We start from the raw sequence: 13,544 nt of genomic DNA on the forward strand, positions 1-13,544 counted from the left end.
TGCTACCTCACAGCTGACCGGAAAACGCACGGGATCGGAGCGAGGCGAAGAGTTCGTCCAGCTTTACGGATGTGGCTCGAATCGACTGAGCCACCTTGGCGACGCTTCGAACGAAATCCGAGTATTGAATTTGAACTTCGATAGGCGGTGACGGAATGAGGAAATTTTGACATGCTGGTAGCGGCAAATGCTTGACTGTCGAACCAGAGCCAAGCCGGTCGAACTGCGCCCTCAAGAGTGGGCTGTCGAAACAAGCGCGCAGAAATTCGGGTGTCAGATGCTTAGGGTCCACTCGATATAGGAAGAGACGCTGGCCGAGAAAAACTCTGTCGTCAGAATTCAGGATGCCCGCTTCACCCACCGGTGCTTCACGCGTCAAAATCACGTCACCCCGCTGGGGAGTTGCGCGCCGATTCCAGCGCTCGAATGTTTCAGCGCTGACGAATTTCACGTCGGTAGTGTTGACGCGGCCGTGGCGCACGTTGGTCGTGCGAAGCATCTTGTACGGAGTCTCCTCGTCTACCGTCGGCGCGGTCCTATTTACGCAGTCCACCAACAGTTCACACAGGTCAGAGATCGGCTTCTGCTCGTACTCGCCGTCAAACATCTCTACGAACTGCGCTTGTATGAGTGCGTCTAATGACGCGAGCATCGTCCTTGGCTTCTGGCACAGTACGGATGCGCGGTCGAGAATCTCAGCGATACGGCGCTGCTCGTCGAGCGGCGGCAGGGGGACCTCGATACGGGCCACCGTCACCTTTGAAACCTCTTTGAATGTGGCGCCGTTCCCCAAAGATTGGAGGTAACCGGTATTAGCTTTCAACCAGTGATATAGGTAGCCAGGCACCGCCACTTCTGCACGTGGAACTAGGCTTTTGAATCCCTGATTGGTCGCCATTGGAACGGTATTTATGGCCACATGTCCGATAGGTGCCCGCGAGCTAAGCAAGACGCTCCGCTCTGGCAGAACCGACGCTGCACAGCTCGCCAGCCCAGCGGTAGTAATCATCCGAGGTGTTGACCCGATGAATGCGCCCTCCAAACTGCTCAGATCGGCGGGAGTCACCCAAGGGATATCGCCGTCCCAGTACTCCGCGACTCCGGTCTTGGGAGTTGCTCCAGAAACGATGTCTGCAACCTCGTGGAGCGGCACCTTTGGCCAGGTCATGACAGCATCGCCTTCAAATCCGCTAGACCCGAAGTGATTTCGTCTTCGATCTTCTCTATCTCGGCGATGATCTCCAGAGGTGCCCTGTGCTCGACGGCGTCGTGAAGAATCTCCTTGAAGCGGTTCAGTGACAGGTCGTATTGTTGCGCAACGATGTCATCCCTCGACACACAGAACGACTGGTCGGTGCGTGCTCGCTCACGTTCAGAGCTCGTTCGTTCGCCCCACCGTTTCAACACATCGGGAAGATCGTTGGCCTCAACAGGATTCCGCTTGTCATCAAGTGAGAATCCGTCTGCGGTAACGTCGTAAAACCACACATTGTCGGTTCCGCCGGAGTTCGTCTTCGTGAACAGCAGAATCGCCGTCGATACACCGGCATAGGGACGAAATACCCCGGACGGCAGTTTCACGATCCCGTCGAGCTTCTGTTCCTCCACCAGTATTCGCCGAAGATCCCTGTGCGCCTTAGACGAACCGAACAACACCCCATCGGGCACGATGACAGCCGCACGCCCGCCAGGCTTCAATAGCTTCAGGAACAGCGCCACGAATAGCAGTTCGGTCTTCCTGGTCTTTACCACCCGCTGCAGGTCTTTAGATGTCGACTCGTAGTCGAGCGATCCAGCGAAGGGCGGGTTGGCGAGGATCAGCGTGTACTTCTCCGAATCCTCGCTTGCGCCCTCGGACAATGAGTCCCGGTAGCGGATGTCCGGCGATTCGATCCCGTGCATCAGCATGTTCATACTGGCGATCCGCAGCATGGTGTTGTCGAAGTCGTAGCCATGAAACATACTGGCGTGGAAGTGGTTACGTTGCGCAGCATCGGTGAGCACGGATGGGTAGTGCTCACGGACGTACTCCGACGCCGCCACGAGAAAGCCCGCAGTGCCGGAAGCGGGGTCGCAGATCTCGTCTGTTGGTTGCGGCGCCATCATGTCGACCATCAGCTTGATGATGTGGCGGGGCGTGCGGAACTGACCGTTAACGCCAGCACTCGCGATCTTCGACAGCAGGTACTCGTAAAGGTCGCCGTTGGTATCGCGGTCGTTCATCGGAATCTCGTCGAGCAGATCAACCACCCTTGAGAGCAGTTGCGGCGTCGGGATGGTGAACCTGGCGTCTTTCATATGCTCGCCGTAGGTTGAACCGTCTCCACCGAGGGTCCTGAGGAACGGGAAGACCTTCTCCCCGACCGTCGCAAACATGACGGCCGCTTCCTCGTTCTTAAAGCGCGACCACCGGAGCTCTTGTTGGTCTGAACCGAAACGGAGCTCACCGGCTGCGCCGAGGCGAGCTTTGCGCTCCTCCAGCGTCTCCAGGTCATCCAGCCGCCTGACGAACAGGAGATACGTGATCTGCTCGATGACCTCCAGCGGGTTGGAGATGCCGCCGGACCAGAAGGCGTCCCAGACTCGGTCGACCTTGCTCTTCAACTCACCGGTGATCACGGCGGCAGCCCCCTCGACTCCTCGTTCTGAACTGAACGGAACTGTATATAGGACCTCGCCGACAAGTCGCGAACAACGCTGAGGATCCACTTTGCAGTTCGAGACGAGTCTCTTCACGCGACGATCCGAGGGGGACTTCGCGCCAGAAATCCCGCGGCCCCATCGCAGGGCAATTCAATCGCGTCCTGGCCACCAAACATAAAGGTCACGACCCATATCTGGTTCGTGACCTTTGTGCCTGGAGTTCGTAGAACTCCGCACTGTGGGCGAAGGGGGACTTGAACCCCCACGTCCCGAAGGACACTGGCACCTGAAGCCAGCGCGTCTGCCATTCCGCCACTCGCCCTGAATGACCGCGCAACAGTATCACCACGGACCCACCAGACCCAAAACAGGCCGTGAGAGTGACGTTCTTGCGCTTTTTTCGGGCTGCAGACCACCAAAACGTCGCTCTCGCGGGCTGGACAGCGGCCCGACCGAAACACCCTGACCTGGCGCTATTGGATTCTCAGAGATCCGTTGGTCACGTATTGCGCACATAGGCCGATAACATGCGTGGGAGCAGTGTGGCCAGAGCGACACGCAACGACGGCATCGGACGACGGACAGGGCGGTGATATGGGGTTGGCAGACCGTATCGAACGACGCCTGGAGTCGACGGTCGGTGATGCCTTCGCCCGGGTCTTCGGCGGTTCGATCGTGCCGCAGGAGGTCGAAGCTCTGCTGCGGCGGGAAGCCGAGGCCCACGCCCGCGATGTCGGCGGTGGCCGCGTCTTGGCTCCGAATGACTACGTCATTACTCTCAGTGAGACTGACTATCAGAAGGTGAGCGCAGACCCGGTCCGCACATCGACCACGTTTGCCCGCCACCTGGCAGGTTTCATTCAGGACCAGGGGTGGCAAACTTATGGCGATGTTGTCGTCAGGTTTGCGCCATCGCCGAGCCTGCACACCGGCCAGTTCCGCACCCGTGGAGCGGTCAACCCCGACTCGACCACCGGCGACCCCGTCGCCCCAGCAGAACGCAAAAGCGCGGCAGGCGCAGAACCAGGAGTACCAGCGATGACCGACAACCCGAGCTACCGCGGCCAGGGACAGGGTCGGCCCGGCGACGAGCAGTACGACGACCGGTACCGCCAGCAGGACGACCAGCGCGGCCCCTACCCGCCAGAGCAGGGCGGCCACCCAGACCAGGGCTACCCGCAGCGCCAAGGCGGCTACTCCCAGGAGCAGGGCGGTTACCCGGACCAGGGTTACCCGCCGCCGTCCTACGAACAGCGCCCGCCTGCCGGCTACGGCCAGCCGCCCGCCGGGTACGGCGAGCAGGGCTACCGCCAGCAGCAGCCGCCGGCCGGATACGGTCAGCCCGCCGGTGCGCCCCCGAGCGCACCGCCGCCCGGATATGGCGACTACGACTACGGCCGCCCCCGCCAGGATGAGGGCTACGGCTCTCACGGCCGCCCGCCGGCCGCGCCGGCCTACCCGGATCAGGGTGGCTACGGCGGTCAGCAGTACGACCGTGCCGACTACTCGGCTCCGCCGGCCGCGCCGGCCGCGCCCGATTACGGCCGCTACGGTCAGCCGCCCGCCCAGGGCGGATACCCCGACCAGGGCGGCTACGGCGAGCCCGCCGGGTACGGACAGCAGGACTACGGCCAGCAGGAGTACGGGCAGCAGGACTATGGCCAGCCCGACTATGGCCAGCAGGGTTACGGCCAGCAGCCCGCCGGCCCCGCGGGATACGCCGGTTCCTACGGCGCTGCCGCGCAGGTGACCCTTCAGCTCGACGACGGCAGCGGTCGCACCTACCAGCTGCGTGAGGGTGCCAACGTCATCGGTCGCGGCCAGGACGCCCAGTTCCGGCTGCCCGACACCGGCGTCTCGCGCCGGCATCTGGAGATCCGCTGGGATGGCCAGGTCGCGCTGCTGTCCGACCTGAACTCCACCAACGGCACCACCGTCAACAATGCCCCGGTGCAGGAGTGGCAGCTCGCCGACGGTGACGTCATCCGGCTGGGTCATTCCGAGATCATCGTCCGGGTCCACTGATCCACCGGGTGCCGAAGACGGGGTCGCGCCGGCGGACGCCATGGCGTAACGGTCCGGCCTCGGGCGGCACGCTTCGTCGACGCATCGTCAGCGGTCCCAGTATCGTGTCCGCGACAGCGCACCGCGATGGAGAGGACGTCAGATGCAGGGGCTAGTTCTGCAGCTGACCCGCGTCGGATTCCTGCTGCTGCTGTGGCTGTTCATCTGGTCGGTGCTGCGCATCCTGCGCACCGATATCTACGCGCCGACCGGCGCGGTGATGGTGCGTCGCGGCCTTGCCCTGCGCGGGCCGTTGCTGCCCCGCGGCGAACGGCGACACATCGCCAAACACATGGTCGTCACCGAGGGCGCCCTTGCCGGCACCCGCATCACGCTGGGCAGCCAGCCGGTGCTGATCGGTCGCGCCGACGATTCCACGCTGGTACTCACCGATGATTACGCCTCGACACGGCACGCCAGGCTGTCGCCTCGGGGCTCGGAATGGTACGTCGAGGACCTAGGATCGACCAACGGTACATACCTTGACAGGGCGAAGGTGACTACGGCGGTAAGGGTTCCGATGGGAACGCCGGTACGGATCGGCAAGACGGTAATCGAGCTGCGCCCGTGACACTCGTATTGCGTTATGCAGCGCGTAGTGATCGCGGGTTGGTGCGCGCCAACAACGAGGACTCGGTATATGCCGGTGCCCGCCTGTTGGCCCTCGCCGACGGGATGGGTGGCCACGCCGCCGGTGAGGTCGCCTCACAGCTGGTGATCGCCGCGCTGGCCCACCTCGATGATGACGAACCCGGTGGCGACCTGCTGAACAAGCTCAATGTCGCCGTCCACGAGGGCAACTCGGCCATCGCCGCGCATGTGGAAGCCGACCCAGAGCTCGAGGGCATGGGCACCACGCTGACGGCCATCCTGTTCGCCGGCGGCCGCCTCGGCCTGGTGCACATCGGCGACTCACGCGGCTACCTCATGCGCGACGGCGAGCTGACCCAGATCACCAAGGACGACACCTTCGTCCAGACCCTGGTCGACGAGGGACGCATCACCGCCGAGGAGGCGCACAGCCATCCCCAGCGCTCGCTGATCATGCGGGCACTCACCGGTCACGAGGTCGAACCGACCCTGATCATGCGGGAAGCCCGCGTCGGTGATCGTTACCTGCTGTGTTCGGACGGCCTGTCCGACCCGGTCAGCCAGGAGACCATCGCCGAGGCGCTGCAGATCCCCGATGTCACCGATGCCGCCGACCGGCTCATCGAACTCGCGCTGCGCGGCGGCGGGCCGGACAACGTGACCGTGGTGGTCGCCGACGTCGTCGACTACGACTACGGCCAGACCCAGCCCATCCTGGCCGGCGCGGTCTCGGGCGAGGACAACGACACCGCACCGCCGAACACCTCGGCGGGCCGGGCGTCGGCATTCAACCCCAAACGCAACCAGCCCAAAAGGGTTGTCACCCAACCCGAAGAGCAACGCCCGCCCCGCTCCAAGCGCCGGATGCTGATCGCCGCCGTGGTGGTCCTCCTGGTAGTGGTGGCGGGGCTGGCCATCGCCCGCGAGATCATTCGCAACAACTATTACGTCAGCGAAGAGGACGGCACCGTCGCGATCATGCGCGGTGTGCAGGGCTCCTTTCTGGGCCTTCCCCTGCAGGAACCGTTCCTGGTCGGGTGTCTGAACTCCCGAAACGAACTGTCCTTGATCAGCTTCGGCCAATCCAAGGACGCCCTCGATTGCCAGTTGCTCGGCGTCGACGACATCCGGGAATCCGAACGCGCCCAGGTGGCCGCGGGACTGCCGTCGGGCACCCTGGATGACGCGATCCGCCAGATCAACGAACTGTCGCGCACCTCGTTGCTGCCCATCTGCACGGTGCCGACCAAGACGGCCACCCCGTCACCGACTCCCACCCCGCGGCCCACCCCGGCGCCCGCCTCCAGGCCGGCTGCCCCGACGGGCACCGCGGCGGCACCCACCTCCGGCGCGCCTCGACCGGCCACCTCGGCCCCCTCGACCACGACCCGCACCGGTCAGCCCGCCCCCGCCGACCAGGACGACGCGGACGCGCCGGATCCGGCGGTGTCACCTCGCGCCGGCGGATCCACCCCGCCCGCGGCGCCCGCGACCACTCCCCCGCCGGCCCCCTCCCCGACCGTCACGGCTCTGCCGCCCTCACCGCCGGAGCCGGGCACCAATTGCCGGACCGCGTCATGAGCACTGAGCCTCAGTCACCGGTCTCGCTCACCCCTCCCCTGCCGAATCGGCGCAACGCCGAACTGGGCCTGCTGATCTTCGCCGCGGTCATCACCACCGTGGCGCTGCTGATCGTGGAGGCCAACCAGGAGCAGGGCGTCAACTGGGATCTGGCCCAGTACACGCTGGCCTATCTGGCCCTGTTCAGCGGAGCCCATCTGGCCATCCGCCGCTATGCCCCCTACGCCGATCCGCTGCTGCTACCCGTCGTCGCGCTGCTCAACGGGCTGGGCCTGGTGATGATCCATCGGCTCGACCTGGCCCAACGCGAACTCGACCAGGACAGCATCGGTGGCAACGCCGCCCAGCAGATGCTGTGGACGCTGGTCGGGGTGGCGGCCTTCGCCGCGGTGCTCGCGGTATTGCGCGATCACCGCATGCTGGCCCGCTACGGATACACCTGCGGCCTGGTCGGCCTTGTGCTGCTGGTGATTCCGGCGCTGCTGCCGGCCCGTTTCTCCGAGCAGAACGGCGCCAAGATCTGGATCCGGTTCGAAGGCTTCTCCATCCAGCCCGCCGAGTTCTCCAAGATCCTCTTGCTGACCTTCTTTGCCGCCGTCCTGGTCTCCAAGCGTGAATTGTTCACCAACGCGGGCAAACACGTCCTGGGTGTCGATCTGCCCCGGCCGCGCGACCTGGCCCCGCTGCTGGTGGCCTGGATTGCCTCGGTCGGTGTCATGGTCTTCGAAAAGGACCTTGGCACTTCGCTTTTGCTCTACGCCTCGTTCTTGGTACTGCTCTACATCGCCACCGACCGACTGGCCTGGGTGATCATCGGTCTCGGCTTGTTCGCCGTCGGCAGCGTGCTGGCCTACCACCTCTTCGGCCACGTCCGGGTGCGGGTGCAGAACTGGCTGGATCCGTTCGCCGACCCGGACGGTGCCGGCTACCAGATGGTGCAGTCGCTGTTCAGCTTCGCCACCGGTGGCATCTTCGGCACCGGGCTCGGCAACGGCCAACCCGGCACCGTCCCTGCCGCCTCCACCGACTTCATCATCGCCGCGGTGGGGGAAGAGCTCGGATTGGTCGGTCTGGCAGGCGTTCTCATGCTCTACACCATCTTGATCACCCGCGGCCTGCGCACCGCGATCGCCGTGCGGGACAGCTTCGGCAAACTGCTGGCCGCGGGGCTGGCCTCGACGCTGGCGATCCAACTGTTCATCGTCGTCGGCGGCGTCACCAAGCTGATCCCGCTGACCGGACTGACCACCCCGTGGATGTCCTACGGCGGTTCGTCATTGCTGGCCAACTATGTGCTGCTGGCCATCCTGGTCCGCATCTCGCACGCCGCGCGCCGACCGATCGGACCCACCACCGGGCCCAACCCGGCCCCCATCGCCGCGGCGTCCACCGAGGTGATCGGGAAAGCATGAACACCTCGCTGCGCCGACTCTCCGTCGTCTTCATGGCACTGGTCGTGCTGTTGCTCGCCAACGCCACCCTGACCCAGGTGTTCACCGCCGACGGTTACCGCGCCGATCCGCGCAACCAGCGGGTGCTGCTCGACGAATACTCCCGCCAGCGCGGCCAGATCACCGCAGGCGGCGAACTGCTGGCGTACTCGGTGTCCACCGACGGCCGGTTCCGCTTCCTGCGGACCTACCCGAAACCGCAGACCTACGCCCCGGTCACCGGCTTCTACTCGCTGGGCTACTCCAGCAGCGGTCTGGAACGCGCCGAGGATCCCATCCTCAACGGCTCCGACGAGCGGCTGTTCGGCAAGCGCCTCGCCGACTTCTTCACCGGGCGGGACCCGCGCGGCGGCAACGTCGACACCACGGTCAAACCCGATGTGCAGGAAGCGGCCTGGGAGGCCATGGAGAACGGCTGCGACGGCCCGTGCAAGGGCGCCGTCGTCGCGCTGGAACCGTCGACGGGCAAGATCCTGGCCATGGTGTCGGCACCGTCCTACGACCCCAACCAGCTGGCCAGCCACGACGGTGCGGTGCAGACCAAGGCCTGGGAACAGCTGCGTGACGACGCCGACGCCCCGCTGCTCAATCGGGCGATCTCGGAGACCTATCCCCCGGGCTCGACGTTCAAGGTGCTCACCACCGCCGCCGCGCTGCAGGCCGGCGCCACACCGGACACCCAGCTCACCGCGGCCCCACGCATCGCGCTGCCCGACACCACCGCCACCCTGGAGAACTACGGCGGCAGCCCGTGCGGCGGCGGCCCCACCGCGCCGCTGCGCGAGGCCTTCGCCCGGTCCTGCAACACCGCCTTCGTCGAGCTGGGCATCGACACCGGTGCCGACAAACTCAAGGCCACCGCCCGGGCGTTCGGTCTGGACAGCGCCCCGGCGGCCATCCCGCTGCAGGTCGCCGAGTCGACCGTCGGCCCGATCAACGATGCCGCCGCGCTGGGGATGTCCAGCATCGGGCAGCGCGATGTCGCGGTCACCCCCCTGCAGAATGCGATGGTGGCCGCGACCATCGCCAACGGCGGCGTCACCATGACTCCGTATCTGGTCGATACCCTCAAGGGACCGGACCTGTCCAACATCGCCACCACCGCTCCGAGTGAACAGCGACGAGCGGTGTCACCGCAGGTCGCAGCTACACTTACCGATTTGATGGTGGGCGCCGAGCAGGTGACGCAGCAGAAGGGAGCCATCGCCGGCGTGCAGATCGCATCCAAGACGGGCACTGCCGAGCATGGCACCGATCCCCGCAACACCCCGCCCCACGCCTGGTACATCGCTTTCGCGCCGGCCCAAGCCCCGAAGGTGGCCGTCGCCGTCCTCGTGGAGAATGGCGGAGACCGATTGTCCGCGACCGGCGGCGCCGTAGCCGCCCCGATCGGGCGCGCCACCATAGCCGCCGCACTCCGGGAGGGATCATGACGGCCCGGGTCGGAGTGACGCTGTCGGGGCGCTACCGGCTGCAGCGCCTGATCGCCACCGGCGGTATGGGCCAGGTGTGGGAGGGACTGGACACCCGCCTCGGCCGCCAGGTCGCGATCAAGGTGCTCAAGGCCGAGTTCTCCGAGGACTCGGAGTTCGTGGAACGCTTCCGCGGCGAGGCCCGCACCGTCGCGATGCTCAACCATCCCGGTATCGCCAGCGTGTACGACTACGGCGAGACCGAGATGGACGCCGGCGAGGGCCGCACCGCCTATCTGGTGATGGAGCTTGTCAACGGTGAACCGCTGAATTCGGTCATCAAGCGCACCGGCCGTCTTTCGCTGCGGCACGCGTTGGACATGCTGGAACAGACCGGCCGCGCCCTGCAGGTCGCGCACACCGCGGGCCTGGTGCACCGCGACGTCAAACCCGGCAACATCCTGATCACCCCCACCGGGCAGGTGAAGCTGACCGACTTCGGCATCGCCAAGGCCGTCGACGCCGCCCCGGTCACCCAGACCGGCATGGTGATGGGCACCGCCCAGTACATCGCCCCCGAACAGGCCCTCGGCCGCGACGCGACCGCCGCATCCGATGTGTACTCCCTCGGTGTCGTCGGCTACGAGTCGTTGTCGGGCAAGCGCCCCTTCACCGGCGACGGCGCGCTGACGGTCGCGATGAAGCACATCAAGGAGGCCCCGCCGCCGCTTCCCGCCGATCTGCCGCCCAACGTGCGCGAGCTCATCGAGATCACGCTGGCCAAGGAGCCCAACCACCGGTACCGCTCGGGTGGGCCGTTCGCCGACGCCGTCGCCGCGGTGCGCGCCGGTCGCCGCCCACCGCGCCCCAACTCGGCGCCGACCATCGGACGTGCCGCACCCGCGGCGATCCCGTCGGGCACCCAGGCCCGCGCCGCCGCGGCCGCCGAGTACCGGCCGCCGGTGACCACATCGCGACCGCGTGCGGGTACCGGCAGTCACCGTCCGCCACCACCGCGACGCACCTTCTCCCCTGGCCAGCGTGCGCTGCTGTGGGCCGCCGGTGTGCTCGGTGCGCTGGCCATCATCATCGCGGTGCTGATCGTGGTGAATGCCCAGGACAAGCGCGACAATCCGGTGCAGCAGGAGACCTCCACCAGCACCACCGTCATCGGGGTTCCGCCGGCATCACCACCTGGTGAGACCCCGTGACCACGCCCCAGCACCTCTCGGACCGCTACGAGCTCGGTGAGATCCTCGGGTTCGGCGGCATGTCCGAGGTTCACATCGCCCGCGACACCCGGTTGCACCGTGACGTGGCGGTGAAGGTGTTACGCGCCGACCTGGCCCGCGACCCGAGTTTCTATCTGCGCTTCCGCCGCGAAGCCCAGAATGCCGCCGCGCTCAACCATCCGGCGATCGTGGCGGTGTACGACACCGGCGAGGCCGAGACCCCCAACGGTCCCCTGCCCTACATCGTCATGGAGTACGTCGACGGGGTGACGCTGCGCGATATCGTGCACACCGAGGGCCCCATGGAGCCCAAGCGCGCCATCGAGATCATTGCCGACGCGTGCCAGGCGCTGAATTTCAGCCACCAGCACGGCATCATCCACCGCGACGTCAAGCCTGCCAACATCATGATCTCCAAGTCCGGCGCCGTGAAGGTGATGGACTTCGGTATCGCCCGCGCGCTCGCCGACGCCAACAACGTCACCCAGACCGCCGCGGTCATCGGCACCGCCCAGTACCTTTCCCCCGAACAGGCGCGCGGTGAGAAGGTCGACGCCCGCTCCGATGTCTACTCACTCGGCTGCGTGCTCTACGAAATCCTCACCGGCGAGCCACCTTTCGTCGGGGATTCACCGGTGGCGGTGGCCTACCAGCATGTCCGCGAGGATCCCGCCGCACCGTCGACGCGGCACGCCGGGGTCACCCCGGAACTCGACGCCGTGGTGCTCAAGGCGTTGTCGAAAAACCCCGAGAACCGCTACCAGAGCGCGGCCGAGATGCGCACCGACCTGATCCGCGTGCACAGCGGCGAGGCGCCCGAGGCCCCGAAGATCTTCACCGACGCCGAGCGCACCAACCTGTTGAGCAATGTCTCGGCCCCGCATGCGCGGGCGCTGCCCACCGAGCACATCCCGACCGCGGGGGGTTATCCCAACCGGCCCAACAACAACTCGGTGGGACGCTGGCTGATCGTCGTCGCGGTCCTGGCGGTGCTGACCGTGGTGGTCACCATCGCCATCAACGCGTTCGGGAGCAGCCCGCGCGATGTGCAGGTCCCCGATGTCACGGGCCAGGTCTCCGCGGATGCCATTGCCGCCCTTCAGAATCGCGGTTTCAAGACCCGTACCCAGCAGCGCCCGGACTCCACGGTGCGCGTCGAGCATGTCATCACCACCGAGCCGTCGCCGGGCACCGAGGTCAGCGCGGGTGAGGACATCACCATCGTGGTGTCGACCGGACCCGAGCAGCGCGCCGTGCCCGAGGTGAAGGGCATGACGCTGGCCCAGGCCACCACCGAACTGCTGGATGCGGGCTTCGGCCGGGTACAGCCCTCCGAATCGGAGTCCACCCCCGAGCTCAAGGGCAAGGTGCTCGGCACCAATCCGCCCGCGAACTCGACCTCGGCCATCACCAACGTCATCACCGTCATCGTCGGGTCCGGTCCGGGCAGCGTCGCGGTGCCAGATTGCGTCGGCCAGAGCGTCGAGGTGTGCCAGCAGATCCTGACCGCATCCGGTTTCACCAACGTCCTTCCGGTCGAGGTGGACAACACCGCACCGGCCGGGCAGGTCGTCGGTACCAACCCCGCCGCCGGGCAGCCCGTCGCCAAGGACTCGGTCATCCAGATGCGGGTGTCGCGCGGCAACCAGTTCGTGATGCCGAATCTGACCGGTCAGTTCTGGGTCGATGCCGAACCGAACCTGCGGGCCCTGGGCTGGCGTGGCGTGCTGATCAAGGGCGCCAACGTCGACAACAGCGGTCAGCGCACCAACGCCGTGGTCAACCAGAATCCGGCGCCCGGTGCCGGGGTGGGCTACGGGGATTCGATCACGCTGAGCTTCGCGTCCTAGCTGCTGCCGACCCGGCCCGACGCCGTCGCGATCAGGCCCGGGCGGTCGCCGCGCGGACGGCGTCGGCGACCTCGTTCTCCAGCGTGCGCACCAAACCCTCGTCCGGGGCGGCCCCGCAGTAACCGAGCCAGTTGGCCAGCATCCGATGGCCACCCTCGGTGAGGATCGATTCGGGGTGGAACTGCACACCGTGGATCGGTAGCTCCCGGTGGCGCACGGCCATGATGACACCGCTGTCGGTCTCGCCGGTGGATTCCAACTCGGCGGGCAGTGTCTCGGGCAGGATCGTTAGCGAGTGATACCGGGTGGCGGTGAACGGATCGGGAAGCCCCTGCAGCACACCGGCATCGCGGTGGTGCACCGTGCTGGTCTTACCGTGCAGCAGCTCGGGAGCGCGGTCCACGGTACCGCCGAAGGCCACCCCGATGGCCTGGTGGCCCAGGCACACGCCCAGCAGCGGGGTCCTGGTCTGCGCGCTGGCGTGGACCAGCGGGATCGAGGCGCCGGCACGCTCGGGGGTACCGGGGCCGGGGGAGAGCAGGATGCCGTCGAAATGCCGGGCCACCTCACCCGGATCTGCCAGCCGCTCGTCGTCGTTGCGCCAGACCTGTGCCGTCACGCCGAGCTGGCCCAGGTACTGGACCAGGTTGAACACGAAGCTGTCGTAATTGTCGACGACCAGAACCTGCATGACGATCAGGCTACTGCGCCGGGCCGCGC

10 protein-coding genes and 1 tRNA gene are annotated in these 13,544 nt (G+C 66.3%); 7 read left to right on the top strand and 4 right to left on the bottom strand.

From position 1 onward, the window contains the following. Positions 1 to 7 precede the first annotated feature (7 nt). From FBY28_RS13905 to FBY28_RS13915, 3 genes are all read right to left on the bottom strand, one after another. Positions 8 to 1,168: a restriction endonuclease subunit S gene (locus FBY28_RS13905; protein ID WP_141867668.1), complete on the bottom strand. Its 1,161-nt coding sequence runs from the start codon at positions 1,166 to 1,168 to the stop codon at positions 8 to 10. Continuing rightward, positions 1,165 to 2,619, bottom strand: coding sequence for a type I restriction-modification system subunit M (locus FBY28_RS13910; RefSeq protein ID WP_141867670.1), 1,455 nt, complete (start codon positions 2,617 to 2,619; stop codon positions 1,165 to 1,167). The genes FBY28_RS13905 and FBY28_RS13910 overlap by 4 nt, the downstream gene beginning before the upstream one ends. Before the next feature lie 263 nt (positions 2,620 to 2,882). After that, positions 2,883 to 2,965, bottom strand: a tRNA-Leu gene (locus tag FBY28_RS13915). A gap of 272 nt (positions 2,966 to 3,237) precedes the next feature. On the opposite strand from FBY28_RS13915, the gene FBY28_RS13920 reads away from it, so the two are divergent. From FBY28_RS13920 to pknB, 7 genes are all read left to right on the top strand, one after another. Next, positions 3,238 to 4,668 (top strand): FhaA domain-containing protein, encoded by a 1,431-nt coding sequence (locus FBY28_RS13920; protein WP_141867672.1) that lies wholly within the window; start codon positions 3,238 to 3,240, stop codon positions 4,666 to 4,668. A 142-nt stretch (positions 4,669 to 4,810) separates the two neighbouring features. After that, positions 4,811 to 5,278 (top strand): FHA domain-containing protein FhaB/FipA, encoded by a 468-nt coding sequence (locus FBY28_RS13925; RefSeq protein WP_019512310.1) that lies wholly within the window; start codon positions 4,811 to 4,813, stop codon positions 5,276 to 5,278. Beyond that, the gene (locus FBY28_RS13930; protein WP_141867674.1) at positions 5,275 to 6,879 is read left to right on the top strand and encodes a PP2C family protein-serine/threonine phosphatase; all 1,605 of its coding nucleotides are present in this window, start codon (positions 5,275 to 5,277) and stop codon (positions 6,877 to 6,879) included. Before FBY28_RS13925 ends, FBY28_RS13930 begins: the two co-directional genes overlap by 4 nt. Then, a complete protein-coding gene (gene rodA / locus FBY28_RS13935) occupies positions 6,876 to 8,291 on the top strand; it encodes a peptidoglycan glycosyltransferase RodA (RefSeq protein ID WP_141867676.1) in 1,416 nt (471 codons plus the stop codon). Before FBY28_RS13930 ends, rodA begins: the two co-directional genes overlap by 4 nt. Beyond that, positions 8,288 to 9,763 carry a D,D-transpeptidase PbpA gene (pbpA, locus tag FBY28_RS13940; RefSeq protein WP_141867678.1) on the top strand — a complete coding sequence of 492 codons (1,476 nt, stop codon included), beginning with the start codon at positions 8,288 to 8,290 and terminating at the stop codon, positions 9,761 to 9,763. The genes rodA and pbpA overlap by 4 nt, the downstream gene beginning before the upstream one ends. After that, the gene (locus FBY28_RS13945; protein ID WP_141867680.1) at positions 9,760 to 10,953 is read left to right on the top strand and encodes a protein kinase domain-containing protein; all 1,194 of its coding nucleotides are present in this window, start codon (positions 9,760 to 9,762) and stop codon (positions 10,951 to 10,953) included. The genes pbpA and FBY28_RS13945 overlap by 4 nt, the downstream gene beginning before the upstream one ends. Beyond that, entirely contained in the window at positions 10,950 to 12,824 is a 1,875-nt protein-coding gene (gene pknB / locus FBY28_RS13950) for a Stk1 family PASTA domain-containing Ser/Thr kinase (protein ID WP_141867682.1), read from the top strand. The genes FBY28_RS13945 and pknB overlap by 4 nt, the downstream gene beginning before the upstream one ends. 31 nt (positions 12,825 to 12,855) lie before the next feature. Here the strand turns inward: pknB and FBY28_RS13955 are convergent, their stop codons facing one another. Next, positions 12,856 to 13,515, bottom strand: coding sequence for an aminodeoxychorismate/anthranilate synthase component II (locus FBY28_RS13955; protein WP_019512794.1), 660 nt, complete (start codon positions 13,513 to 13,515; stop codon positions 12,856 to 12,858). Positions 13,516 to 13,544 lie beyond the last annotated feature (29 nt).

Origin of the sequence: Arthrobacter sp. SLBN-53 (assembly GCF_006715585.1) — a bacterium.
Taxonomy (GTDB): Bacteria; Actinomycetota; Actinomycetes; order Mycobacteriales; family Mycobacteriaceae; genus Mycobacterium; species Mycobacterium neoaurum_A.